25 protein-coding genes are annotated in these 25910 nt (G+C 59.2%); 16 read left to right on the forward strand and 9 right to left on the reverse strand.

The window, feature by feature from the left end:
* The first annotated feature begins 82 nt into the window (after nucleotides 1–82).
* Complete coding sequence (locus tag GAO09_RS20235; protein ID WP_153356587.1) at nucleotides 83–547, forward strand: molybdenum cofactor biosynthesis protein MoaE; 465 nt, start codon at nucleotides 83–85, stop codon at nucleotides 545–547.
* Nucleotides 548–550: 3 nt separating this feature from the next.
* On the opposite strand, the gene GAO09_RS20240 is transcribed toward GAO09_RS20235, so the two are convergent.
* Nucleotides 551–1447: a branched-chain amino acid ABC transporter permease gene (locus tag GAO09_RS20240; protein WP_153356589.1), complete on the reverse strand. Its 897-nt coding sequence runs from the start codon at nucleotides 1445–1447 to the stop codon at nucleotides 551–553.
* Between the two features lie 59 nt (nucleotides 1448–1506).
* On the opposite strand from GAO09_RS20240, the gene GAO09_RS20245 reads away from it, so the two are divergent.
* On the forward strand, nucleotides 1507–2052 hold the full coding sequence (locus GAO09_RS20245; RefSeq protein WP_153356591.1) for a CGNR zinc finger domain-containing protein: 546 nt from the start codon (nucleotides 1507–1509) through the stop codon (nucleotides 2050–2052).
* A gap of 20 nt (nucleotides 2053–2072) precedes the next feature.
* On the forward strand, nucleotides 2073–2570 hold the full coding sequence (locus tag GAO09_RS20250) for a hypothetical protein (protein ID WP_153356742.1): 498 nt from the start codon (nucleotides 2073–2075) through the stop codon (nucleotides 2568–2570).
* 58 nt (nucleotides 2571–2628) lie between these two features.
* Here the strand turns inward: GAO09_RS20250 and ndk are convergent, their stop codons facing one another.
* Together ndk and GAO09_RS20260 are read right to left on the reverse strand one after the other, a co-directional pair.
* On the reverse strand, nucleotides 2629–3051 hold the full coding sequence (gene ndk, locus GAO09_RS20255) for a nucleoside-diphosphate kinase (RefSeq protein WP_112728489.1): 423 nt from the start codon (nucleotides 3049–3051) through the stop codon (nucleotides 2629–2631).
* A gap of 103 nt (nucleotides 3052–3154) precedes the next feature.
* The gene (locus GAO09_RS20260) at nucleotides 3155–3844 is read right to left on the reverse strand and encodes a glutathione S-transferase family protein (protein WP_153356593.1); all 690 of its coding nucleotides are present in this window, start codon (nucleotides 3842–3844) and stop codon (nucleotides 3155–3157) included.
* A 227-nt stretch (nucleotides 3845–4071) separates the two neighbouring features.
* On the opposite strand from GAO09_RS20260, the gene GAO09_RS20265 reads away from it, so the two are divergent.
* The 4 genes from GAO09_RS20265 (at nucleotide 4072) to GAO09_RS20280 (ending at nucleotide 10481) form a co-directional block, all read left to right on the forward strand.
* Nucleotides 4072–5127, forward strand: a complete 1056-nt coding sequence (locus GAO09_RS20265; RefSeq protein WP_153356595.1) for a GGDEF domain-containing protein — start codon at nucleotides 4072–4074, stop codon at nucleotides 5125–5127.
* A 56-nt stretch (nucleotides 5128–5183) separates the two neighbouring features.
* Nucleotides 5184–7067, forward strand: a complete 1884-nt coding sequence (locus GAO09_RS20270; protein ID WP_153356597.1) for an ABC-F family ATP-binding cassette domain-containing protein — start codon at nucleotides 5184–5186, stop codon at nucleotides 7065–7067.
* A gap of 183 nt (nucleotides 7068–7250) precedes the next feature.
* Nucleotides 7251–9293 (forward strand): prolyl oligopeptidase family serine peptidase, encoded by a 2043-nt coding sequence (locus GAO09_RS20275; RefSeq protein ID WP_153356600.1) that lies wholly within the window; start codon nucleotides 7251–7253, stop codon nucleotides 9291–9293.
* 183 nt (nucleotides 9294–9476) lie between these two features.
* Complete coding sequence (locus GAO09_RS20280; protein WP_209018770.1) at nucleotides 9477–10481, forward strand: hypothetical protein; 1005 nt, start codon at nucleotides 9477–9479, stop codon at nucleotides 10479–10481.
* 50 nt (nucleotides 10482–10531) lie between these two features.
* Here GAO09_RS20280 and GAO09_RS20285 read toward each other — a convergent pair whose 3' ends face one another.
* Nucleotides 10532–10978, reverse strand: a complete 447-nt coding sequence (locus tag GAO09_RS20285; RefSeq protein ID WP_153356605.1) for a DNA polymerase III subunit chi — start codon at nucleotides 10976–10978, stop codon at nucleotides 10532–10534.
* A 4-nt stretch (nucleotides 10979–10982) separates the two neighbouring features.
* Nucleotides 10983–12473, reverse strand: coding sequence for a leucyl aminopeptidase (locus GAO09_RS20290; RefSeq protein ID WP_153356607.1), 1491 nt, complete (start codon nucleotides 12471–12473; stop codon nucleotides 10983–10985).
* A gap of 240 nt (nucleotides 12474–12713) precedes the next feature.
* Here GAO09_RS20290 and GAO09_RS20295 point away from each other — a divergent pair, with 240 nt between their 5' ends.
* The 9 genes from GAO09_RS20295 to GAO09_RS20335 all read left to right on the forward strand — a co-directional run bounded on the left by GAO09_RS20295 (nucleotide 12714) and on the right by GAO09_RS20335 (nucleotide 22597).
* Entirely contained in the window at nucleotides 12714–13493 is a 780-nt protein-coding gene (locus tag GAO09_RS20295; protein WP_209018771.1) for a phosphatase PAP2 family protein, read from the forward strand.
* An 82-nt stretch (nucleotides 13494–13575) separates the two neighbouring features.
* Nucleotides 13576–14748 (forward strand): LptF/LptG family permease, encoded by a 1173-nt coding sequence (locus tag GAO09_RS20300; RefSeq protein ID WP_153356611.1) that lies wholly within the window; start codon nucleotides 13576–13578, stop codon nucleotides 14746–14748.
* Nucleotides 14748–15836 (forward strand): LPS export ABC transporter permease LptG, encoded by a 1089-nt coding sequence (gene lptG, locus GAO09_RS20305; RefSeq protein ID WP_153356745.1) that lies wholly within the window; start codon nucleotides 14748–14750, stop codon nucleotides 15834–15836. Before GAO09_RS20300 ends, lptG begins: the two co-directional genes overlap by 1 nt.
* Nucleotides 15836–18175, forward strand: coding sequence for an LPS-assembly protein LptD (locus tag GAO09_RS20310; RefSeq protein WP_410768534.1), 2340 nt, complete (start codon nucleotides 15836–15838; stop codon nucleotides 18173–18175). The genes lptG and GAO09_RS20310 overlap by 1 nt, the downstream gene beginning before the upstream one ends.
* Before the next feature lie 127 nt (nucleotides 18176–18302).
* On the forward strand, nucleotides 18303–19250 hold the full coding sequence (locus GAO09_RS20315) for a peptidylprolyl isomerase (RefSeq protein ID WP_153356615.1): 948 nt from the start codon (nucleotides 18303–18305) through the stop codon (nucleotides 19248–19250).
* Nucleotides 19251–19280: 30 nt separating this feature from the next.
* Nucleotides 19281–20300 carry a 4-hydroxythreonine-4-phosphate dehydrogenase PdxA gene (gene pdxA / locus GAO09_RS20320; protein WP_153356617.1) on the forward strand — a complete coding sequence of 340 codons (1020 nt, stop codon included), beginning with the start codon at nucleotides 19281–19283 and terminating at the stop codon, nucleotides 20298–20300.
* A gap of 2 nt (nucleotides 20301–20302) precedes the next feature.
* Nucleotides 20303–21142: a 16S rRNA (adenine(1518)-N(6)/adenine(1519)-N(6))-dimethyltransferase RsmA gene (gene rsmA / locus GAO09_RS20325; protein ID WP_153356619.1), complete on the forward strand. Its 840-nt coding sequence runs from the start codon at nucleotides 20303–20305 to the stop codon at nucleotides 21140–21142.
* A gap of 130 nt (nucleotides 21143–21272) precedes the next feature.
* Entirely contained in the window at nucleotides 21273–21725 is a 453-nt protein-coding gene (locus GAO09_RS30120) for a carboxymuconolactone decarboxylase family protein (protein WP_153356622.1), read from the forward strand.
* A complete protein-coding gene (locus GAO09_RS20335) occupies nucleotides 21725–22597 on the forward strand; it encodes a sigma-70 family RNA polymerase sigma factor (protein ID WP_153356625.1) in 873 nt (290 codons plus the stop codon). Before GAO09_RS30120 ends, GAO09_RS20335 begins: the two co-directional genes overlap by 1 nt.
* Nucleotides 22598–22609: 12 nt before the next feature.
* On the opposite strand, the gene GAO09_RS20340 is transcribed toward GAO09_RS20335, so the two are convergent.
* The 4 genes from GAO09_RS20340 to mltG are packed head-to-tail and all read right to left on the reverse strand — an operon-like array spanning nucleotide 22610 to nucleotide 25851.
* On the reverse strand, nucleotides 22610–22999 hold the full coding sequence (locus GAO09_RS20340) for a hypothetical protein (RefSeq protein ID WP_153356628.1): 390 nt from the start codon (nucleotides 22997–22999) through the stop codon (nucleotides 22610–22612).
* A gap of 40 nt (nucleotides 23000–23039) precedes the next feature.
* The gene (gene gmk / locus GAO09_RS20345; RefSeq protein ID WP_153356631.1) at nucleotides 23040–23702 is read right to left on the reverse strand and encodes a guanylate kinase; all 663 of its coding nucleotides are present in this window, start codon (nucleotides 23700–23702) and stop codon (nucleotides 23040–23042) included.
* A gap of 4 nt (nucleotides 23703–23706) precedes the next feature.
* Nucleotides 23707–24594, reverse strand: a complete 888-nt coding sequence (locus GAO09_RS20350; protein ID WP_153356634.1) for a YicC/YloC family endoribonuclease — start codon at nucleotides 24592–24594, stop codon at nucleotides 23707–23709.
* A gap of 39 nt (nucleotides 24595–24633) precedes the next feature.
* Nucleotides 24634–25851, reverse strand: a complete 1218-nt coding sequence (mltG, locus tag GAO09_RS20355; RefSeq protein ID WP_410768539.1) for an endolytic transglycosylase MltG — start codon at nucleotides 25849–25851, stop codon at nucleotides 24634–24636.
* Nucleotides 25852–25910 lie beyond the last annotated feature (59 nt).

The following is a 25910-nucleotide window of genomic DNA, read 5'->3' on the forward strand; positions in this document are numbered from 1 at the left end:
ATTTCAGCGCCGAACGCCCTGAGCCAAAGCGAAGGGCCGGGATACGGTGCGGCATACCCGACCCAAGGCCACGGAGACGATGATGACATCCCCTACCCCAACCATCCGTGTCCAATCCCACGACTTCGACCTGCAATCCGAAATCGACGCCCTGACGTCGGGCCGCACGGACATCGGCGCGGTCGTCTCCTTCGTCGGCCTCTGCCGTGGAGAACAGAACACACTCTCGGCGCTGGAACTGGAACATTATCCCGGTATGGCCGAGGCCGAGATGCTCCGCATCGCCGCGCTTGCCATCGAACGTTTTAACCTGATGGGCCTGACCGCCGTGCATCGTTACGGCAAGATCGCACCGGGCGAAAACATCGTGCTGGTCATCGCCGCATCGCCACATCGCCAGGCCGCGTTCGACGGCGCCAATTTTGTCATGGATTTTCTGAAGACGTCCGCGCCGTTCTGGAAAAAGGAACATGGCAAGGATGGCAAGGCACGCGACTGGGTGGCGGCAAAGGACGCCGATGACAGCGCACGGGACAAGTGGGCGTAAGCTTCAGGGCACCACTCTTTCCTTCCGGCTGAAGACCAGAACCACGACCAGAGCCGAAACCACCACAAGATCACGCCACAGGATCGGCCCGTAACCGCTCCACAGCGTTTCCGCCAGACCGATCAGCGCCGCACCGCAGGCCGCGCGCAACGGATGCGCATGTCCGCCGGCCGCCGCGATCAACACCACCTTCAACCCGAACAGCAGGCCCGCGCCAAAATCCATCGTGCCGTAATAGGCGGTGGACAGGATGCCACCGGCACAGGCGTAGAAAGCCGCCGCCACATAAGCAAGAACGAAGGCACGACCGGCATCGACACCCAATAATTCGGCCGCATGTGCATCATCCGACACCGCCCGCCAGATACGGCCGGCGCGGTGTTTCACCAGCACCAAATGACCGAGCGCGATCAGCAGCAGCAGGATGGCGGCATTGATCAGCTGGATCAGCGTCAATGTTATCGTCGCCGTTGCGCCGAGAGGCAATGACAGCGGTTGATTGAGAAACGGCGACAGCCACAGTTCGCGACTGCCGGCGACAAGGCGTGCCGCCTCCATCAAGACCAGCACGATACCGAGCGAAGCGACGATCAGCGCATTCGGGGCGATGTGCTTGAGCGGCAGCTGCACATGCCGGCCGACCAACGCCGCGATAGCCAGCCCGCCCACCAGCGCCAGAAAGGCGCCAAGCGAAAGCGCAGCGGGCAGAACCAGCCAGAGACGGTTCCAGCCAAAATGCGTGCCGAGCAGAAGGAGATGGCCGGAAAAAGCGAAGAGCGCACCATAGGTCAGATCGGCACGGTGGGTAACAGCAAAAGCGATCGCATAACCGAAGGCCAGCGCCGCATAAAGCGAGGCTAGCGGCACGGCATTGGCAATCTGCTGCAACAGGTAGACCATGGCTCCTCCTGTCCATCAGTATAACTGGTAAAACCGCTTTTACCAGTTATACTGCCGATATGGACTTTACATGGACACAACACCGTTTTGCCGGCGGGGCGCTGGCGCTCGACGTCGCCAACAGCGTCATCCTGCGCTTCGACCCGGAACGCAGCGTCGATCGCTTTGCCGATCCCGCCCAGCTCGCGGCATTTCCGGCGGCGGCGCATGCGTTTTCCGCTGAGTGCGCCATGTTCGGAGCGCTGGAGCCGGTAGAGAAGGATGGCCAAGCGCCATTCTTGCGACTGCGCGAGGTCATCGACTCATATTTTCGCGCCAAGACAGAAGGCCGGCAGACGGATGCAATGCTGGCTGATCTTCTCGAAAACATAGCCGGCACATTGCGCGGCCCCAAACCGAAATCCCTCGAGGCCGCAACCGCCCATTCGGCCCTTCGCCTTCTCGACACCACGACCATCGATCGGCTGAAAATCTGTGGCCATTGCGGCTGGCTGTTCATCGACCGCAGCAAGAACCGCAGCCGCATGTGGTGCGACATGGCGGTCTGCGGCAACCGCACCAAGGCAAAACGTTTTTACGAGCGCCACAGGCCGGGAGACCTCTGATGCGTCATACCTTCTCGTTCATGCGGTTCTGCGCGTTCATCTTGGCTTTTGCCGCGATCGGCGGATGCCAGCGGGAGACCGACGAAAAGCTGGTCGAACTGTCCGGGCGGATCTTTGTGTTCAACTACCGGGTTGCGACCGCGAGTTACCTTGTCACGTTGCGCAAGACGGGACGTATCCCCGAGGGCAGCATTGCCGAAGCCGTCTTCGAAAACCCGCACGGCGGCGATGCGCTGGCAATACGGGAAAAAATCTTTTCGATCGATGACAGGATCACCCTCGAAAGCCAGCATCTGCATTGCGTTATGAAAGACCACGCCTATGCGGTGACGATCCGCATTCTCGACGGTTCGGGAAAACTGCTGCAGCAGATCGACACCAGCATCACCTCCGATCTCGACCAGACGGTGCTGCCGTCGAAACCCTTGGTGATCGGCCCCGGTTACGCCCCCAACCCGGAGGTTTTCAAGGCTGACGGAACTGCCGATTTGCGCAACGCCGACGATTGCTCGAAATGAAAAAGCCGGCGCTCACGCACCGGCTTTTCCGTTTAGTTCAAAACCTGAAATCCGGCAATCAGCCGACGATTTCGGTTTCTGCGAACCAGTAGGCGATTTCCTGGGCGGCGGTTTCCGGAGCGTCCGAACCGTGAACCGAGTTTTCGCCGATCGACAGGGCGAACTGCTTGCGGATCGTGCCTTCGTCGGCGTTGGCCGGGTTGGTTGCGCCCATGATTTCGCGGTTCTTCAGGATGGCGCCTTCGCCTTCCAGAACCTGAACGATGGTCGGGCCAGACGTCATGCCTTCAACCAGTTCGCCGAAGAACGGGCGTTCCTTGTGAACGGCGTAAAAGCCTTCGGCTTCGCGGGTCGACATCCATACGCGCTTGGAGGCGATGATGCGCAGGCCGTTGTCTTCGAATACCTTGGTGATGGCGCCGGTCAGGTTGCGCTTGGTTGCGTCCGGCTTGATCATCGAGAAGGTGCGTTCAATCGCCATGTCTCTGGTCCTTGTGTGTTGCGGAAAAGTGGGCGGTGTTTACCCGCCCCAAGCGCCGGAAACAAGGGGGTTCGCGTCATTGTTCATCCGGTGGGCGCCAAATTCATGCGGCTGTCACACGCCGACCGAGCCCTTGATGAAGGTCAAGGCAGCGTTCGAACCAGCTCGAAACCGGATCACCCGGCTTGAAAACATCGGCACCGGCGGTGATACGCATCCATTGCAGCGCGCCGAACAGGATGTAATCGGCAAACAGCGGGCCTTCCCCGCCGATAAAGGGCTGGTATTTCAGCATCTGCCGCAGCGGCTCGAGTTTGGGCGCGAAGGCGGCGATGGCGATTTCGCGGCCGGTGCGCATTTCCTCCAGCGTGCGGCCAAGCAAGGCTTCTCGGCTGCTGCGGAAATAGCGCTGATCCTCGTCGGCCAGCATGTCGTGGATGTCTGAAACGGCAATCGCCGTGACCGCAGGATGGACAATGGATTGCGAGAAGCGCTCGATAAAACGAGAGAGCGCCTGGCCACCCTCGCCGCCAAACAGGGTCGCGCGATCAGGATAGGTCTGTTCGAGATAAAGAGCGATATCGAAACTGTCGCTCACCAGCTTTTCGCCATCACGCAGGATCGGCACGGTTTTTGAAAGTCCGTTTTCCAATGCCGGAATGGCGGTAAAGGCCGTCGGCTTTTCGATGAAATCCAGCCCCTTGTGGGCAAGCGCCATCACCACTTTCCAAGAGTGCGGCGAAAACGGTCGTTCATGGTCGCTGCCGCTCAGAGTGTAGAGAATGCGTGTCATGATCGTCCCCTCCTTTTATCTCGCAGCATGGGAGCGCAGACGACATGAAAAATCCAGTCAGGATTTTTCATGTCAACCATTCACACAATGGCTAAGGGGATTTTCCGGTTGCCCGTCCACGCACTGTTAACCCTCGATCCAAGTGGCAGTCACGTTTTTCAGGAGATGTTAAAACTCGTGTATTTTAATGAATTTCACACGCATGACACGAGAACCGAGAGACAGGCATGTCGGCAGAGGCAGCAAAGACGGCACCGAAGAACAGGATATTGCTCGCGGTGAGCCAGCAGATGGCACGTATGGACGTGGCCGGACTGCCGCGCAATTATGAACTGTTTCATGAGGCGATCACCGGCGGCGATGCAGCGCTGACCCGTGAAGTGATGGGTTTGACGACGGCTCCGACGCAGATCCTGCTCGATGAGATCGGCCTTCGTCACCGTCTTCCATCGTTCATGGGCCTTTCCGCACACGTCACCCGCAAGCAGGATATCGAGCTGATTGCGGGCCTGTCCGAAAAAGTCGCGCGTGGCGTTTCCCAGAAGCAGACCTTTGCCCGAGCGCTCGAATCCGTGGCGCGCAGCCTGCGCAGCGATGGACATGGCAAGATTTCCGACGTGCTTTCCGAGATCGAATATCTGACGAGTTCGATCAGCGAGGCGATGACCGCCGAGAGCGAATTGACGACGGCGCTGAAAACCAGCGCGGAAAAACTGGCCGCCAGCGAAAAGGCAACGTCTTCGGCCCGCGAAGCTTCCCTGCGCGACCGGCTGACATCGCTGCCGAACCACATCGCGCTGTCCGAGCGGATGGAAGGCCTTTATTCGGCAACGGCGGAAGGACGACGCACGGCCCTCTTCCTCGTGTCGCTCAATCGGTTGTTCGATATCACGCAGGTGCCGAACGAAACCGTTGGCAATCGTGTCCTGAAAAAATCGGCCTCGATTTTCCGCAACACCATCAAGAAGAACGATTTCGTCGCCCGCATCGGCCCGCGCGAATTTGCCTTCCTGTTCGATAATGTCGGCCAGGAAAGCGTCGGCGCCATTGCGGATCGGCTGAACAATTCGATCATCACCGGGCTGCAGCTTATTTCCGACGACAATAAACCGGCCGTGATGCCGATGGAATTGTCGATCGGGGTTGCGCTGACCGACGACGCCCATTCGCCGCAGGAATTGCGCAGCCGCGCCGCCGTGGCGCTGGACAGCGCGCTTGCCAATCCACGCCAGCCGGTGGTGATCGGCGGCGGCAAGGCTGTGGCACGCACGGCACGCGCTTAAAATCACTTTGTCATGACGTCTTGTCAGGCCCGGCGGTTTCAGCCAAAACCGCCGCCATGATCACGATATCGGACCTCTCCGCCCGCATTGCCGGCCGCCTTCTCCTCGACCACGCCAGCGTCTCGCTTCCGGCGGGCGCGAAAGTGGGCCTTATCGGCCGTAACGGCGCCGGTAAATCGACGCTCTTTCGCGTCGTCACCGGCGATCTGGTGGCGGAAAGCGGATCGGTGACGATCCCTAAAAATGCGCGTATCGGCCAGGTGGCGCAGGAAGCGCCGGGCACGGAAGATTCGCTCATCACCATCGTCATGGCCGCCGACAAGGAGCGCACAGCGCTTCTGGCCGAAGCCGAAACGGCGACCGATCCGAACCGCATTGCCGAAATCCAGATGCGGCTTGTCGATATTGATGCCCATTCGGCGGAAGCGCGCGCCGCCAGCATTCTGGCCGGTCTCGGCTTCAATGCCGAAGCGCAGTTGCGCCCCGCCTCCTCCTTTTCCGGCGGCTGGCGCATGCGCGTGGCACTTGCCGCAGTGCTATTCGCAGAACCGGACCTGCTGCTGCTCGACGAACCGACCAACTATCTCGATCTCGAAGGCACGATGTGGCTGGAGGACTATGTGCGGCGTTATCCGCACACGGTCATCGTGATTTCCCACGACCGCGACATGCTGAACAACGCGGTCAATTCGATCGTGCATCTTCACCAGCAGAAGCTGACCTTCTATCGCGGCAATTACGACCAGTTCGAGCGGCAGAAGGCGGAAGCCGACGAATTGCAGATGAAGGCCAAGGCAAAGAACGATGCCGCGCGCAAACACCTGCAAAGCTTCATTGATCGCTTCAAGGCCAAGGCCACGAAGGCCAAACAGGCACAGAGCCGCGTCAAGGCGCTGGAGCGCATGGGCACGGTGGCGGCAGTCATCGAGGATCATGTCCAGCCGATCAGTTTTCCGAAGCCGGAAAAGATCCCGGCCTCGCCGATCGTGGCGATCAGCAAGGGCTCGGTCGGCTACGAGCCGGGCAAGCCGATCCTGAAAAACATCAGCCTGCGCATCGACAATGACGACCGTATCGCCCTGCTCGGCTCCAACGGCAACGGCAAATCCACCTTCGCCAAGCTGATTTCCGGCCGCCTGCAGACGGAATCCGGCGAGATGAAGCTGCCGCCCTCCCTGTCGATCGGCTTTTTTGCCCAGCACCAGCTGGATGACCTGATCCCCAACGAGACGCCGGTCGACCATGTGCGCCGGCTGATGCCGCAGGCGCCGGAAGCGCAGGTGCGCGCCCGCGTCGCGCAGATGGGTCTGGCGACCGAAAAAATGGCGACCGCCGCCAAGGATCTCTCCGGTGGCGAAAAGGCCCGCCTGCTGATGGGCCTTGCCGCCTTCCACGCGCCGAACCTGCTTATCCTCGATGAGCCTACCAACCATCTCGACATCGACAGCCGCCGCGCCCTGATCGAGGCACTGAACGATTATGACGGTGCCGTCATCCTGATTTCCCACGACCGTCACCTGATCGAGGCAACCGTGGACCGGCTGTGGCTTGTCAACGAGGGGACGGTCAAATCGTTCGAGGGAGACCTTGAGGAATATCGCGACCTGATCATCGCCGCCGGCCGCAAGAAAGACGACAAGCCGCAGGCCGCCGACGAGCAGGTCAACAAGGCCGACCAACGCAAGGCGAATGCGGAAAAACGGGCTTCGCTGGCACCGCTCAAGAAAAAGATCAACGAAATCGAAGCCTTGACGGCTAAGCTTGAGAAGCTGATCTCAGGTCTTGATAAAGAACTTGCGGACCCGGCGCTCTATGAAAAGGCGCCCGCCAAGGCAGCTCAGAAGGCCAAGGAACGCGGCGAGGCGGCGGCAAAGCTTTCCAGCGCCGAAGAGGAATGGCTGATGCTTTCCTCCGAATATGAAGAGGCGATGGCGGGCTAAAGCGAACCAATCGCCACCCCCTGCCCTCGGGTCTGACCCGGGTTTTCCCACGGATCTGACGCCGCCCTGCAAATACCAGCCGGCGCAGGTGCTCGCGGCAAGCCCGGGCGACATGACGACCGGAAGGGTTGCCTCACTCCAACACCATGCCTAGGTAAGGCCTCATGCCAGAGGAGGCCTTTTATGGATCTGTATCTCGAAAACGACAACGACCCGAAGACGCTCGCCTTCGTTGCCGATCGCAACGAACAGTTTGACGAAACATTCAGGACGCCAGAATTCGAGAAGGATCGCGATGCGCTGAAAGCCATGATCGAGCGCGAGGACAGACTGATCGTGCCGACACGGCGCGGTAAGTGGCTGTTCGATTTCCACCGGTCCAAGGACAACCCGCTAGGCCTTTGGCGGCGTCTACCGGTTGGTCAGGAACCAAAGCCGGAAGCGGCGTGGGAAACGGTGCTCGATTTCGATGCCTTTTGCGCCCGGGAAGGCAAACGCTGGATTTATTCCGGCGCCGTCACCTCCCCTTATGAACCGACCCGCGTTCTGCTGATCCTGTCCGATGGCGGCTCGGATCAGGTGCGGCTTCTGGAATTCGATACGGAAACCAAGACTTTCGTCGAGGGCGGTTTCGACACGCCGGCAACCCGCGCGCATGCCAGCTGGATTGCACCTGACGAAATCGCCTATTTCGGTTCGATCGACGAAAATTCCGCCACACGCTCCGGCTGGCCCCGCATTGCCAAAGCGCTGAAACGCGGCACCGAGCCGAAAGACGCTCCCATACTTTTCGAAGCCGACAAGGACGACATTACCGGCACGGCCGGCTTCATCGATCCGGCGTTCTGGGGCGGCAAACCCGATGAGCGCAAGATCGAGATCTACTCGCGCATTGTCTATATCGGCCAGATCGCCATCGAGATCCGCGACATTGAAGGCAATCTTCGCCGCCTCGACCTGCCGACCGAAGTGGATGTCGACCTCAACCACAGCCACGCCGTCTGGCATGCCAAAACGGACGAACGCTATCCGACCGGCAGTCTGATCCTGCAGGAATTCTCGCCTTTCGAAGCCGAACCACTCGGCAAAGCCCGCGTGCTGTTTTCGCCGAAGGACGGGCAATCGGTTTCACAGTTTTCCGTACTGAAAAGCTGGGTGGTGTTCATGGTCAGCGATCGCATGCGGCCGAGACTGTTTCTGGTTGACCTCACAAAACCGGATGCCGAGCCACGAGAACTGGTTCTGCCGGAAGGCTTGCAGAGCATCAGCTATCGCCTGCTCGACGCCGACCTGACGCTGGGCGAGGAAATCCTGACCGTCATCGGACAGGGGTTTCTTCTGCCCTCGACGGCCTACAGGCTGGACCTGAGAAACCATGCCGTCGAGCCGGAAATGGTGCCGATCGGCTCCTCCCCCGCCTTCTTCGACGCAGACGGCATGCAGTCCGAGCTGCTGGAAGCGATCTCGGAGGATGGCACCAAAGTGCCCTATCACATCGTGCTTCCGAAAAACTGGACGAAGGGTGAACTGCCCATCCTGATGTATGCCTATGGCGGTTTCGAAGTGTCCCTGTCACCCGTCTATTCCGGCGCCTACGGGCAATGGCTTACCGAAGGGGGCGGTTTCGTGCAGGCCTATATCCGCGGCGGTGGCGAACTGGGGCCGGACTGGCACAAGGTCGCCAAGGGCAAGGGTCGCCACAAGGCATTCGAGGATTTTGTCGCGGTGGCGCGCGACCTCGTCGAACGCGGCTATTCGAAACCGTCACGCATCGCCTGCAACGGCGGCAGCAATGGCGGCCTGCTAACCTCGGTCATGCTAACCCTCTACCCGGATGATTTCGGCGCGGTCTGGACCTCGGTCCCGGTCATCGACATGTCTCGATTCCACCTTTTCCCCTCTGGCAAGGCCTGGATGGACGAATATGGCAATCCGGAAGTGCCTGAAGAACTGGAGGCGATGCTGACTTATTCGCCTTTGCATCAGGTAAAACCTGGCGACGAGATCAGCTATCCGCCGGTCTATATCGAAAGCTCCACCAATGACGACCGCGTGCACCCTTCGCATGCACGTCGTTTTGCCAATCGCCTCATCGAGGCAGGGCACAAACCGTATTTCCGTGAATTCGGATCGGGCGGCCATGGCGGCGCAGGAGACAGTACGGAGATGGCTGAAAGACAGGCTCTCGGCCACAGCTTTTTGCGCGAGACGATCATGAAGGGGTGAGGCAGGTATCTGCGATCAAACAGCGCTCGTTATAACGTCGTTGAATTTTCCTCCCGCAGAGCGATCGGGGTTACGTCTTCAAACTGAAGACAGACAAAAAGAAACCACAGGTGGCTTTTGCAGTTGCAAAACACCTCCTATGGTTTAGTTTTATGTCGAGGCCTTATCTTCTTCGGGGGGACGATGATGACCGACGATGAAAAAGATTTCGAGCTGATCGAGCGCAGGCTGCGCGAGCGTATCGAGAGCAATCTGAAAGGCTCTCTTTTCAAGGCATACGCCGTGGCTGGTGCTGCGGTTGCAGCCGTTTTGGGCCTGACGGGCTACAATCTGCTGTCGCATATCGAAGACCGTGCCAATAAGGGGTTTGATACGGTCATTGCGGATTCCAAAGGCAAGCTGGAGACCTATGTCGCAGGAACACGCGCCGACCTCGAGACTTTGACCGGTAAACTGAAACTGGATCTCAGCAAGTCAGACCTGATGTCGGATGCGGTCAACACCAGCCTGGTGAAACTGCAAAATCAGACAGAGACCGTCAAACCCATCCTTGCGAAATTGCAAATCAGCCTGGAAAGCGCCGAGACCAACCTCGCAACATTGTCCACCAAGTCAGCGGAATTGAGCAAGGTTGTGGAAAACAACCGCATTCAATTGCGCAATTCGGTTGGCGACGACGAACGCGAGGCCGGATTTCCGGAGCAGTTGAAAGCGCTCAACACCCGGGTGGAAGAGCTCGCAAACGCGGTCGCACGGCTTGCAGAGGCAGGCAATCAGTCCACAGCCAATTCGGCGGTCATCGCTTCGGCAAGCCGCGTTGCGGCACACTCCGAAGCGACAAGTTCTGCAATCAATAACAATCTCACACGCACTGTTTTGTTCTTTCAGTATAATCAGATAGAAAAAGACACCGCCAACGATATTGCCGAAAAGCTCAGAACAAGCGGCATCATAGTGCCGGACATCGACAACGAGCCCATGAACAACACACGTTTTCGGGTCGTTCGTTTCTACAATCCGGAAGATGAGGCCGAAGCGCGACGGATAGCCAATCTTTCAAATCAGCTGATCACCGAAGCCGGATTGCCAAATGGTGATGTGAAGGTCGAAGACTATACGTTTTGGAAAGGCCCGAAGCTGAAGCCTGGCAATATAGAACTTTGGCTCGGTGAGCCGAAGCAATCCTGATTTTCCACTCGCACGCGCCGGGCAATAGCCTCAATGCAAATGCGAAGCCTTCACGCCTTTTTCACCCAGCGGCCTTCCTGCTGCTGCCAGTAGGTCAGCGCGTGACCGGCGCCCTTCAGCTGTTTCCACTGAGCACGAGCGCCCTCAAGCTGTTCGGTATCATAACCATCGAACATGAAGACGACGCGTTCATAACCATCTAGCGGCGGCGGCTCCGCGCCGTCGACGATGAAGCGCACAGAGGCGCCATTCGCATTGCCGTCTTCCGCCGTGATCAGCACCGGCTGCGCCTCTGCCAATTCGCCCGCATCGGTACCATGCGGCAGAAAACTGTCATCGCGAAATGTCCACAAATGCGCGTCGAGAAAATCCCGACGCGCCTCGGCTCTGGTCTGCACCACCACTTTCCAGCCGCGCTCGACGCTCTTTTCCAGAAGAGACGGCAGTGCCTCTTCCAGCTTCGAATCGGTCAGGTGGTAGAACAGGACATCAGTCATGGAATCAGGCTTCGAAATTTGTGCGCACGAGCTGGTCTAGCAGACGCACACCGTAACCCGAACCCCAGGACTGGTTGATTTCGCTGGATGGCGAACCCATGGCGGTGCCGGCGATATCGAGGTGCGCCCACGGCGTATCTCCAACAAAGCGTGCCAGGAACTGGGCGGCGGTGATCGAACCGGCATGGCGGCCACCGCTGTTTTTCATGTCGGCGAAACGCGAGTCGATGATCTTGTCGTAATCCTTCGACAGCGGCATGCGCCACAGCTTTTCCTGGGTTTCGTCACCGGCCGCCAGAAGCTGGCCCGCAAGCTCGTCATTGTTGGAAAACAGACCGGCATGCAGATTGCCGAGAGCCACCAGAATGGCGCCGGTCAGCGTCGCCAGATTGATCATGAAGCGCGGCTTGTAGGTTTCCTTAACATACCAGAGCGCATCGCAGAGAACGAGGCGACCTTCAGCGTCGGTGTTGATGATCTCGATGGTCTGGCCAGACATCGAGGTGACGATATCACCCGGACGCTGGGCGTTGCCATCCGGCATATTTTCGACAAGGCCGATAATGCCGATCGCGTTGACCTTGGCCTTGCGGGCAGCAAGGGTGTGCATCAGGCCGGTGACGGCAGCAGCACCGCCCATGTCACCCTTCATGTCTTCCATGCTGGCGCCCGGCTTGATCGAGATGCCACCGGTATCGAAGGTGACGCCCTTGCCGATGAAGGCGACCGGCTGTTCCTTGGATTTTCCGCCTTTCCAGTGCATGACGGCGATGCGCGGCGGCTTGACCGAGCCTTGAGCAACACCGAGCAGCGCACCCATGCCGAGCTTCTTCATTTCCTTCTCGGTGAGGATTTCCACTTCGACGCCGAGCTTTTCCAGGTCCTTCGCCTTGCCGGCAAATTCGACGGGGCCAAGCACGTTGGGCGGCAGGTTGACGAGTTCACGGGCAAGATTGACGCCATCGGCCACGGCCTGCGCGGCCACAAAGGCAGACTTGGCGGCAGCCGGATCGGCCGTGACGATAGTCACGTTCACGGTCTTGATCGCCTTTTCGTCCTCATCCTTTTTCGTGGTCTTGTAGTTGTCGAAGCTATAGGCGCGCAAAAGCATGCCGAGGGCCACAGCTGCGGCTCTTTCTCCCGTCACCTCGACGCCGGGGACATCGACAAAAACGGAAGCCCTGGAAGCCGTTTTGATGGTGGCAGCAGCCACACCACCGGCACGCAGCCAGTCGTGGTCGATGAGCGCCGCCTGCTTGCCCAGTCCGATGACCGTGATTCTATCAAAAGGCGAACCGTGCGGCGCAACGATATCGAGAACACTCATCGTCTTGCCGGTGAATTCGGCAACATTGGCAGCCCTGGTATAGACGCCGACAGGATCGGCATCAGAAATGCCTGCTGGCGACTGATCACCGGCCATTTTGAGAAGAATGGCTGATCCGCCTTCGGATTTAACGGCTTTGGCAAATGATATCTGATACTTGACGGACATATCTTCTCCGGAACGTAATATTGAAATGACAGGTCGCTTAACATGTCTAGGCGCCGACAAAGGTCGGATCATGGCCTTTTAGGCAAGCGATGCAAGATGGTCACGCAGCGAATTTACCGGGCCTATACAGACACCACCGTCTCAATGTTGTCATCAACCCCAACTAGCAGCTAATATGAGAAGAGGCGACCATATAACCATGACCGGGGACGCATGGAGCACGCACAGGCGAAGCGATTGGTGGCTGCCCTTTCCACGCCAACAGGGGCAGTCAACCCATGGATTGTCGGTGCCAGGGGCTGGTTCCTCGTTCTCTTGACGATCTGGTTCTGCTTGCTGGCCCTGTTCCATGCCGTTCCGCAGATCGACATAGCGATCGCCAACACCTTCTTTTATGAATTCTCGTGCCTGAACAGCGATCTGCCCGGACGGATATGCGGAGAATTTCCGCGTTCGGCAGACGCCCTGCTCCAACTTGGACGGCGCATTCTTTTTTACATGCCGGTCTTTTTTGCAGTCGTTGTTCTCATCGTGCTTGTCCGAAACCTGCAGCATCACGGCGCGACCTATTGCGCCAATCGTACAAAACAATGCTGGATTGCGCTGGTGACCCTGGTCACCGGACCTTATCTGCTGGTTAATCTCATCCTGAAATCTGTCTCCGGGCGGCCACGTCCCTATGAAACAGACATGTTCGGCGGCGACAAGCTGTTCGCCGCTGCCGGTTCTTTTGACGGATCCTGCTACAACAACTGCTCGTTCATATCAGGAGAAGCCGCCGGTGCAGGCTGGGTCGCGTGCCTGATCGTTTTCGTGCCGGCACAGTTCAGACCGCTTGTGGCGCCGCCCCTCATCATCGTCACCCTTATTTCACCGGCATTACGCGTGTCGTTTGGCGGACATTACTTTTCGGACGCGCTTCTGGGCTTCCTTTCGTCGGCCGTTGTGTATGCAGGTGTCACGGCTTATTTCGAAATGACACAGGCCGAAAAAAAACGTGCCCATTCGACAGTTTTGTGAACGGTTGGCTGTCGCCATGAGCGTCTTAATCTCGTAGAGCTTGGCGACGCTGACAGGCGTAACGAGTCATCATCAGGTCGGCATGAAGCTTATCGAGTTTTACATATTGCGGCGAACATTCCAGATGTTTCTGGCAACGCTGCTGCCGATCCTGGCGATCATCTGGACGATCCAGGTGCTGGGACGAATCAATCTTGTGACCGACACCGGTCAATCGATCGGCTCTTTCGCCACGCTCGCATCCTTCATCCTGCCGACCATCATTCCGGTCGTCATGCCGTTTGCGCTGGTGATCGGCATCACCCAGACGCTCAACGCGATGAACAACGATTCGGAACTGCCGGTGATCGACGCCGCCGGGTCGCCACGTTCCGTGCTCTACAAGCCCGTGCTGCTGCTCGCGACACTGACGGCGCTGTTCTCTTTCGTGATTACCAATTTCATCGAGCCGCCGGCTCGCGTCAAAGCACGCGAAATGGTCGCGGAAGCCTATGCCGACCTTCTTGGATCGGTGATCGAGGAAAAGACCTTCCGCAGCATCGAGAAGGGCCTCTACGTCCAGATATCGGAGCGCCACTCCGGCCGAATCCTGCTGGGCCTTTTCCTCGTCGATTATCGCGATCCCAATTTCGAGATGATCTATTATGCGCGGGAAGGCTCGATCGACGACGCCGGCACGACGCTGACGATGCGCAATGGTGAGGTTCACCGCAAGACGCCGGACGGTCGTGTCTCCGTAATCAAGTTCGTGTCCTACGCCTTCGACCTGTCATCGATGGCTGAATCGACCGGGCGAGCGCCGGTTTATGCCGGAGATCGCAATCTCGACTTCCTGCTGAAGCCCGATCCGACCGACAAACATTACATGGAATCACCCGGCAACTTCCATTCCGAGCTGCATCGTCGCCTGTCGGACTGGATTTATCCGCTCTCCTACGCGTTGATTGCCCTGGTCATCGTCGGCGGCGCACGCTCGCACCGCCGCGCCCGTCTGCACCCCATGGTGCTTGCGTTGATCATCGCCTTCGCCATGCGCTGGCTCGGTTTCTCGCTGACCAATCTGGCCAAGAACACCAATGCCAATATGTGGATGATCTATGCGCCGGCGGTGGTGCCGGGCCTCTTTGCCATCTACCTATTGCTGAGCCAGCGGCAGATGAAATTGCCCAACGCCTGGAATGACGCTGTCGCCAATGTCTATGGCAAGCTTTCGCGGCGAATTACGGCAATGCGCTCCAAGACGGGAGGCGCATGATGCTGTTTTCCACGCTCGGCCGTTATTTCTTCAAACGCTACCTGATCACCGCCATGTGGTTTTTCCTCGGCGTGTCAGCGATCATCTTCCTTGCCGATTTCAGCGAAACCAATCGCCGCATGTCGGCGCTGGCGAGCTACACGCTGTATGGCGCGCTCGGCATGACCGCGATGCGCGTGCCGTCGATCCTGCAGCAGACCATCCCGACGCTGTCGCTGTTCATCGGCATGACGACGCTGATCGCGCTTAATCGCCGTTCGGAACTGGTGGTCACACGTGCCGCCGGCCTGTCCGTCTGGCAGTTCGCCATGCCGTTCGTGGCCGGCGCGTTCCTGCTCGGTATCTTTACCGTCGGTGTGATCAGCCCCCTCTCCGCCTGGGGACTGAAACAGTCGACATCGCTCGAATCGACCTGGCGAGAAACGAGTGGCCAGGCCCGCGCATCAAACTTCCTGCCGTGGATCCGCCAGATCAGCGACGGCGACGATACGATCATTGGCGCCAAAAGCTTCCAGCAGGACACATTGACCATGGTCGACGTTGTTCTGTTCCACTTTGACAAGGACGCCCGTGTCATCTTGAGACAGGACGCCGCGACCGCTAAGTTGGAAAATGGTTACTGGCTTCTTAACAATGTGCTAGAGACCAGATCCGACGCGCCGCCTGCGCGTATCGAGACGGCACAGGTTCGAACCAATATTAAACAGGAATTTCTTCAGGAGAGCCTTGAGAAGCCCGAAAACGTTGCCTTTTTTGACCTTTCGGCCAAAATCGAGATCGCACGCTCCTTCGGAATTTCAACCAAGGGCCTCGAAACTCAATTTCACTCCCTGCTGTCCCTGCCTCTGCTTCTGGTGGCAATGACGCTAATCGCTTCTACCGTTTCCCTGAAATTTAGCCGTATAGCGCAGTCTCGCTCGGTGATTCTCGGTGGCATAGTTTGCGGCTTCGTGCTTTATGTCGTCACGGTACTCGTGAAGGCATTCGGTAGCAGCGGGGTGGTTCCTCCTTTCGTCGCTGTCTGGATTCCAGTAATCGTGGCCATGGCGTTGGGGGCAACAATTCTGCTTCATCAGGAGGATGGCTAGTGGCGGTAACAGACCGCGGGAATATCAGACGGCTTTGCATGGCCCTGCTGAAAGGCGTGGCCGTGTGCGCAATCGCCATTGCTCCCCCGACTATTTCACATGCGCAGACCCCTTCCCTCGCCCCTGAGGCTGCCGACGGCGCAAAGATGCTGCTGCGGTCGAACGAGCTCACCTATAACAAGGATGCTCAGAAGGTCACCGCCGTTGGCGGTGTGCAGATCTATTACAACCGCTACCGCATGGTGGCCCAGCGGGTCGAATACGATCAGGCTACCGGTCGCGTCATGGCCAATGGCGATATCGAACTGATCGATCCAGAGGGCAATCGCGTTTACGCTGATCAGCTTGATGTGACCGACGATTTCGGCCAGGGTTTCATCAATACGCTGCGCGTCGAGACCCCGGACAATACCCGCATGGCCGGCGAAAGCGCCGAACGCCTGCCGGGTGACCTGATGGTCCTGCACAACGGCGTCTATACCGCCTGTCTGCCCTGCGTCGCCAAGCCCGGCAAGGCACCGCTCTGGCAGGTCAAGGCGCAACGCGTCATCCAGAACGGCCAGAAGAAGACGATCAGGCTCGAAAACGCCCGTTTCGAACTGTTTGGCATGCCGATCGGCTTCCTGCCTTTCATCGAAGTTCCGGACCACACCGTCGAGCGCAAGTCGGGTTTTCTGTTCCCTCGCATGAGTATGGACGACAAGCTCGGCTTCGGTCTGACCGTACCTTATTACCATGTCTTCTCGCCGAGCATGGATGCGACACTCAGCCCGACTTATTATTCCAATCAGGGCCTGCTGCTGCAGGGTGAAGTGCGCAACCGCTTCGAAACGGGCTCACACATTCTGCGATTCGGCTGGATTGACCAGAAGGATTCCGGCGCATTCGATGCCGGCACTGCCGACCGCAACAATGACGAACGCCTGATGGTCGCAAGCGAAGGCAAGTTCGAGATCAACCCGCGCTGGACGTTCGGCTGGAAGGCCATGCTTCAGACCGATAACAACTTCTCCAACACCTACGATCTGGAAGGTGTCAACGAAGACGTTTATACCAACGAAGTGTATCTGCGCGGCCTCGGCGAGCGCAACTACTTCGACTTGAGCGCCTATTATTTCGACATTCAGGATTTGCCTGACAACTCGGATACCGAACGCAGACAAGCGATCGTCTATCCGTCGTTCGACTACCAGTATATTGCACCGGAACCGGTGGCTGGCGGCGAACTTTCGGTGCGGATGAACCTGACCAATATCTCGCGCCGCAACAGCGACTTTTACCTCGAACCCGGCAGCAACGTACCGCGTTTCCGCGGCCTGAACGGCAGCTATAGCCGTTTCACCACGGAAGTTGAGTGGAAGCGCACCTACAATATGGAAAGCGGCCTGCTGCTGACCCCATTGGCCGCATTGCGTGGCGACCTTGGTCGTCATACGGCTTCGTCGCCGGATTTGAATGGTGTCAATTACGCTGGCGACTTTGACGATTCCGGTGCGGCGTCGCGTTACATGGCTACACTCGGCCTCGAAGCCCGCTATCCGATCCTGATGACGACGGCGAACAGCAGCCATGTGATCGAGCCGATCGCGCAGTTGTTCGTTCGAAACGATGAACAGAAAGCCGGCGGCCTGCCGAACGAAGACGCGCAGAGCATGGTGTATGACGCCAGCAATCTGTTCGAGCGCGACAAGTTCTCCGGTTACGACCGCATCGAAGGCGGCACCCGTGCCAATGTCGGCGTGCGTTATACCGGTTCGTTCGACAACGGCATCGGCCTGCGCGGCATTTTCGGCCAGTCCTACCATCTGGCCGGCGAAAACTCCTATGCCAGCGCTGATCTGGTCAATGCCGGCGCCTATTCGGGCCTCGAAACCGATACGTCGGACTATGTCGCCATGGCCGCAGTCGACCTGCCGCAGGGCCTGACCTTGGCGGCGCAGGGCCGTTTCGACAACCGTGACTTCGATCTGCAGCGTACCGATGCATCGGTCAGCTACTCGCAGCCGCGTTTTTCGGCCAGCATGATCTATACCCAGATCGAGCCGCAGCCGGATTACGGCGCAGTGAACTCCGGTGAATATCTGCAGTCTGCAGCCAGCGTCCGCGTCAACGAGAACTGGTCGGTTGCCGGTACGGCAACCTGGGACCTCAAGGATGAGGAAGTGATCCGTCGCGCATTGGGCTTCACCTATGCGGACGAATGCACGATCTTCACAGTCGCCTATAGTGACGAGCCCAACAGCACGACAGCAAGTGACTGGGCCATCACGGCGCGCCTGACATTCAGGACGCTCGGCGACATTCAGATCGGATCGACGGATCTCGACGACACCAATTGATCGATGAACACACGATCGTGCGGCGAAGCGCCATTGTTTCGCCGCATGCGTTGTACAATCGGGTCGCTGTTGTGATATGGGGTCGCTCACGGGCTGGCGGCCCGCATAAGCGTGAAAGGGATGGCATATGATCGCTGGTCGAGCCTTGCGGACAACGATGACGGCATTCGCGGTGCTGGCGGCTTCGGTCGTCATCGAGCCGGCAATGACCACTGCGCAGGCGGCAAGCGAGATTGCAGCCGTCGTGAACAAGGTGCCGATCACCTCCAACGACGTGACGCGCCGTGCCGCTTTCTTGCGCCTTCAGCGCGCCAAGGGCGACACGAAAAAGATCGCTCGCGAACAGCTCATCGACGAAGTCCTGAAGCGTGAGGAAGTTGCCCGCGTCAAGATGTCGGTCAGCACCGATGACGTCGACCGGTCGTTCGCGCGATTTGCCGCCAGCAACAAGATGTCGCCGCAACAGATGGGCCAGGTTCTCAACCAGGCTGGCGTCGGCGTTGAACACTTCAAGTCTTTCATTGCGGTACAGATGAGCTGGCCGCGTGTGGTTAACGCCCGTTTCGCCGGTGGTCGCAGTGGCCGCATGTCGAATGAAGAACTGGTCAAGCGCATGGCCGAAGGCGGCCAGAAGCCGGTAACGACCGAATATGTTCTGCAGCAGATCATCTTCGTTGTGCCGGAAGCCAAGCGCAAGTCGATCCTCGGAAAGCGCATGGCTGAAGCCAAGGCGTCACGCTCGAAATTCCCGGGCTGCGAACAGGCCAAGACATTTGCAGCCACCATGCTCGACGTGTCGGTAAAGCCGCTTGGCCGCATCATGCTGCCGGAATTGCCCGCGGACTGGAAGCCGTTCGTTGAAAAGGCATCCGGTGGAACGACCGAGCCGCGCGCCACCGAAAAAGGTGTCGAATTCCTGGCGATCTGCAGCGAGCGACAGGTTTCCGATGACGTGGCCGCAGAAGTGGTCTTCCGTGCAGAAGACCTGATCAAGGCGGAAAAGACCGGAGAAGATCCGAACGACAAGAAATATGTCGAGGAACTTCGCAGCAAGGCCCAGATTTCCTACCCCTGATCATTTCCATCAGACGCAGGCCCAAGCAGAATGACAAAGATCGATCGCCCTCTCGCACTGACACAGGGCGATCCCGCCGGTATTGGCCCGGACATCGCGCTTGCGGCGTGGTCGCTGCGCAATCAACATGGCCTGCATCCTTTTCTCTATATCGGTGACCCCGTTGTGCTCACCACACGCGCACGTCTGCTTGGCGTAGATGTGCCAATCCGCGAAACGGATGCCGGATCAGCCGCCGGCATATTTCAGGACTCTCTTCCAGTTCTGCCGATCCTTGTTGGCTTTGACGTCGCTGCCGGCCAGCCCCAAGTGGCGAGCGCCGCCTCCACGATTTCCGCGATAGAAACAGCCGTGCGCCTAACCCTTTCCGGCGAAACGGCGGCCGTGGTGACCAACCCGATCGCAAAATCGGTTCTGTACGAATCCGGCTTCAAGTTTCCCGGCCATACTGAATTCCTGGCCGAACTGGCACAGTCCGCCACCGGTCGCGCCGTTTTGCCGGTGATGATGCTGGCAGGGCCGAAATTGCGCGCCATTCCGGTCACCATTCATATCCCGCTCAAGGACGTCCCTTCCGCGCTCACGCACGACCTGATCGTGGAAACCTGCCGCGTCACGCATGCTGATCTGAAAAACCGCTTCGGTATCGCCAGCCCACGCCTTGCCGTTGCCGGCCTTAACCCGCATGCGGGCGAAGACGGCACGATGGGCGTGGAGGACCGTGACATCATCACGTTGGCGATTTCTGCACTGCGCGCCGAAGGCATCAACGCTTTCGGCCCCCTGCCCGCCGACACGATGTTCCATGACGAGGCACGTGGCCGCTATGACGTGGCGATCTGCATGTATCATGATCAGGCGCTGATTCCGGCCAAGGCGCTCGGCTTCGACGATTCGGTCAATGTCACGCTCGGCCTGCCCTTCATTCGTACCTCGCCCGACCACGGCACCGCCTTCGGCCTTGCCGGCCAGGGCATCGCCCGTGAGACCAGCCTGGTCGCCGCTCTGAAACTTGCCAGCGAACTGGCCCAGCATTCCGGAAACGCATAACCATGGCCACACTCGACGGCCTGCCGCCCCTTCGTGACGTCATCCAGCGGTTCGACCTTGCCGCCAAGAAGTCACTTGGCCAGAATTTTCTGTTCGACCTCAACCTCACCCAGAAGATCGCCCGTTCGGCAGGTTCTCTGGAAGGTGTGACTGTATTCGAGGTCGGGCCCGGGCCCGGAGGCCTGACGCGCTCCATCCTGGCACTCGGCGCGAAAAAGGTGGTCGCCGTCGAGCGCGACAGCCGCTGCCTGCCGGCGCTGGCCGAGGTCGAAAACTATTATCCCGGCCGCCTCGAAGTAATCGAAGGCGATGCATTGCAAACCGATTTTGCGGCACTCGCCGCCGAAAAGGGCGAAGGCGGACCCGTAAAGATCATCGCCAACCTACCTTACAATGTCGGCACACAGTTGCTGGTGAATTGGCTAGTGCCGAACGATTGGCCGCCCTTCTGGCAATCGCTGACGCTGATGTTCCAGAAGGAAGTCGGCCAGCGTATCGTCGCACGCGAGAACGACAATCATTACGGCCGCCTCGGCGTACTGTCGGGCTGGCGTGCGGATTCACATATGGTGTTCGACGTGCCGGCCTCGGCCTTCTCACCGCCACCAAAAGTCACGTCCACCGTAGTTCATCTGACTCCGAAGGCGCAGCCTCTGCCTTGCGATCTCGCAAAGCTGGAGCGCGTCACGCTCGCCGCCTTCGGCCAACGCCGCAAAATGCTGCGCCAGAGCGTGAAGTCGCTCGGTGGAGAAGCGTTACTCGCGAAGGCGGACATCGACCCGCAGCGCCGTGCTGAAACGCTCTCTGTGGAAGAATTCGTAGTGCTGGCGAACAACCTCTGACGCAATCGCAGACAGGTCTCCGGCCTGCTTTTAAAAAAATCGGGCGATATTTTAAAAAATCCCGCTCGGATGTCACATCGGCCAGAGCCCGCTCGTCATGATGTCGTAACCCAACAGAAGGATACGAACCATGACCGCCAAACTCGATGTCTTTGCCGCCGCCCCCGCCTTGATGAAGAAGTGGATGGCCGTGTCGGTCGATGCCGCCGCGAGCCTTGAGCCGTCGCTCATCGAACTTGTAAAAATCCGCTCCTCGCAGATCAATGCCTGCGCCAACTGCATCAACATGCACACGCAGGAAGCCCGTGCCAAGGGCGAAACCGAGCAGCGCATCTACCTGCTTTCCGCATGGCGCGAAGCCCCCTGCTATTCCGATCGGGAACGCGCTGCGCTAGGCTGGACGGAAGCACTGACGCGGCTTTCGCAGGGCCACGGCCATGCCGACGCCTATGCGGCGCTCGCCGCCCAGTTCACGGAGGAGGAACAGGTAAAGCTGACGCTGATGATCAATGTCATCAATGGCTGGAACCGGCTGGCGATCGGTTTCGACCTGTGGATCGAACCTGCCGTTCAGGCTGCCTGATGGAAACGCCCGGCAACAACCGAGCAGAGCACGACGCCGCAGCGAGTTTCGATCCGCTGCGGCCCAGGCTGATCCGCGTCGCCTACCGCATGCTCGGCTCGGTCGCCGATGCGGAGGACATGGTGCAGGAGGCCTTTATCCGCTGGATGAGGGCCGATCGCGCCGCCGTGCTCGAACCGGAAGCATTTCTGCGCCGCACAGTCACGCGGCTCTGCCTCGACCATCTGAAATCCGCTCGCCACAGCCGCGAGACCTATCTCGGCCCCTGGCTGCCTGATCCCGTCGTGGAGGAGGAAGAGGAGCCCGAAGACGTGACATTACCTCTGATGCTCGCTCTGGAACGTCTCTCGCCGCTGGAGCGCGCCGCCTTTCTGCTGCACGACGTCTTTGGCCTCCCCTTCGAGGAAGTCGCGCTCACCATCGAGCGTGACGCCACGGCTTGCCGCCAACTGGCCACGCGAGCAAGAGCGCATGTGCGCGAAGCCCGCAGCCGCTTTCAGGTGGACAGGGTGCGCGGTCTGGAACTGGCACAAGCCTTCTTCACCGCCTCACGCACCGGTGACATGAAGACGCTGGGCGCAATGCTGGCGGCCGATGTCAGCCTGCATTCGGATGGCGGCGGCAAGCGTCATGCGGCATTGAGCCCGGTGATCGGTTTCGAGAACGTGTTCACGCTTCACCGCAATCTTTCAGCGCTATTCGAAAAACATGGTTCGACGCTGGTGCGGACGGTTCTCATCAACGGGCTGCCGGGTTTTGTGACGCGCGAGGCCGATGGAGAGTTGCAGACGACGGCGCTGGACATTACCGATGGCAAGGTCAGCGCCATCTATGTGGTGCGCAATCCCGACAAGCTTCGGCACCTGCACTAGGTCAAGGGCCGGTCACGATATGGCGGGCTCGAATGCAACGGCCATGTCCTGAAAACGGATGCAGCCATGTGCGCCATAACTTGCCTTCAGGAGCAACGTAACGCCTTCATCGTCCCTCTCGAAATCCACCGAGAAAACGATACCGGCCTCCATGATCTCTGCCAATTGCACAGACTGCAGGCCAAAGAGCATGAGCGTCACCGTCACATGCTTTTCCTGGATGAAATAGCCGGCGGCATCGGTTTCGGGTGTGATGCGGAAGGCCTTGAAGACCATGCGGCTAGCCGCGCCCTGACGAAGCTCCAACTCACTCAGTGTGGCATCGTGAAAGGATGGAATGCCTCCAAACCATTCACACAGCGCGGCACCACCTTCGAACTGGTCGATGGTCGTCTTCGGCATGCCGCACTCCCATCACAGGCGTTGAAAGGCCGAAAGCCGGTTAAAGAACCGGCTCTTCCGTCAAAAGCTCGGCGACAAAATCGAACAGACCGTGGCGGCGGTCGCGACGGACCCGTTCGGCGTTGACGATGCAGTTGACGTTGCGGAATGCCTCGTCGAGGTCGTCGTTGACGATGACGTAATCATATTCGCGCCAGTGCTCGATTTCGGAACGCGAGTTGAGAAGACGGGTGCGGATAACCTCTTCCGAATCCTCGGCACGGCGATGCAGGCGCGACTGCAGTTCCGTCATGGTCGGAGGCAGGACGAAGATCGACACGACATCGGCCGACATCTTTTCCTGCAGCTGGCGGGCACCCTGCCAGTCGATATCGAACAGCATGTCGCGGCCTTCGGACATGGCCGTTTCCACCGGCTCGCGCGGCGTGCCGTAGAAATTGCCGTGAACCTCGGCCCATTCCAGCAGGCTGTCGCTATCACGCAGGCGCTCGAATTCGCGCACGCTGATGAAATGGTAGTGTTTTCCGGCAATTTCGCTCGGGCGGCGCTGGCGCGTCGTCACGCTGACGGAGATTTCGAGGCTCGGATCGGATTCGAGCAGGTTACGGGCGATGGTCGACTTGCCTGCACCGGACGGCGAGGACAGGACGAGCATCAGGCCACGTCGGGCGATTTTCGAAAGATTGGACGGGGCCGGGCTCATATCATCACTCCAGATTCTGAACCTGTTCGCGGAACTGGTCGATGACGACCTTCAACTCGATGCCGGCAGCCGTGACAGCCGCCGAATTCGATTTCGAACAGATGGTATTCGATTCCCGGTTAAATTCCTGTGCAAGGAAATCCAGGCGACGGCCGACAGGGCCGCCCTTGTTCAATAGCTCGGTCGCCGCCACCACATGTGCATGCAGCCGATCGATCTCTTCACGCAAATCCGCCTTGGTGGCGAGGATCGCGGCTTCGGCATAAAGCCGGTCGCGATCGAGCGAGGACGCGCCTTCCATCAGCGTCGCCACCTGCTGCGCAAGCTTGCGGGCAATCTCGTCCGGGCTGCGCGACGGATCGGCTTCCACCGTCGTCGTCAACGTCGAAATGGTGTTGACGTGATCCTGCAGTACGGCACCGATAGAGGCGCCTTCGCTGACGCGCATGGCGGTCAGGGCGTTAAGCGCGATATCGAGACCGGCCATGATCTCCCGGTCGAGAGCATCAGATGCGTCAGCCCCCTCTTCCGCATCGCGGATATCGACGAGGCCGCGGATCGACATCAGCGTATCGAGGCGCAGAGGCGACGGATCGACGAGATCGCCAAGTTCCGCACGCATGCGCAAAATGGCGTCCAAGGCATCGCGGTTCAGCACCGCTTCCACTTTGGCCTCTGCGACAGTAACGGAAAGGTTGGCCTGAATATTGCCGCGGCTGAAACGGGCGGGCACAGCTGCACGCACCGGCACTTCCAGTCGCTCAAGGCCGGTTGGCAGGCGCAGACGCAGGTCCAGCCCCTTGCCGTTGACCGATCGCAACTCCCAGGCCCAGCGGGTGCGACCGCTGGTGCCTTCGCTGCGTGCGAAACCCGTCATAGACTGCAGGCTCATGCTACGCCTGACCTTTCATGAACAGCCGGCGAACCGGTGTTAGTTGTTTCTCGGCGCCCGTTCGGCGTCGGCACCGTCCGGCTGGCCGTCGACAAGCTCGTCGGCAGGCGTGCTGCTGGCACGCTCCGCACGGATCTGGCGCCAGCGACGCACATTGGCGTTGTGGTCGTCCAGCGTCTGGGCGAACACGTGGCCACCGGTACCATCGGCAACGAAGTAGAGATCGCGGGTGCGCCACGGATTGGCGACGGCCTCCAGTGCTGCACGGCCCGGATTGGCGATCGGCGTCGGCGGCAGACCCTTGATGTGGTAGGTGTTGTAGGGCGTTTCCTTGTCGATGTCCGAACGGTAGATCGGACGATCGGCCGGCCGGCCGGCACCGCCGAACAGGCCGTAAAGAATGGTCGGATCCGACTGCAGGCGCATGCCGCGGTTGAGGCGGTTGATGAACACGGAGGCTACGTGAGCGCGCTCGTCGTCCTTGCCGGTTTCCTTTTCCACGATAGAGGCGAGCGTCACAAATTCCTGCTTGGTCTTGACCGGCAGATCTGTATCACGCTTTTCCCAGATCTGGTCGATCAGGCGCTCCTGAGCGGCGCGCATCTGTGCCATGATCTCGGTGCGCTTGGTGCCGCGCGAGAACTTGTAGGTATCCGGGCGAAGCGAGCCTTCCGGCGGTTGCTCCTGCGGCAGTTCGCCTTCGAGGATCTGGTCCTCCATCAGGCGCTTCATCATCTGCTGGACGGTCAGGCCTTCCGGCATGGAAACGGAGTAAAGAATGGACTTGCCGGATTCCAGCACTTCCATGATTTCCTTCATCGAAGCGCCGGCCTTGATCTCATATTCGCCGGCCTTCAAGGTCTTGCCGCCCTCCAGATAGGTAGGCGTGACATAGCGGAAAACGCGAGCGTCCGAGATAATGCCATTGCGCTCGAGGCTGTCGGCAATCGCCGAAACGCCTGCACCATCACGCACGATGAAATGCGTGTTGGTTTCCAGCGGACCCGGATCGGAATAGGTGGTCATGACGTAATAGAAACCGCCGGCACCGACGAGGCAGGCAGCGACCGCCATGGTCATGACGAAATTGAGGAAGATCACCAACTGGCTACGTGCCTTTTTCGACCGCTTCGGCGGATCGGGCACACGCTCAGGCTTCAGCGCCTCGTTGGGCGACTTCGGGATGATCGGGCCTTTTCCAGTGCCGTACGCTCCGCGGTCGGAGGGCATTTCACTGTTATGGTTGGTGTCGCTCACCGGCACTTCCTTCTGAGACTCTAGACATTGCCGGGTGTGGCCCGGCAATGCGGCAAAAA

The sequence above is a fragment of the Endobacterium cereale genome (assembly GCF_009617585.1).
Lineage (GTDB): Bacteria > Pseudomonadota > Alphaproteobacteria > Rhizobiales > Rhizobiaceae > Neorhizobium > Neorhizobium cereale.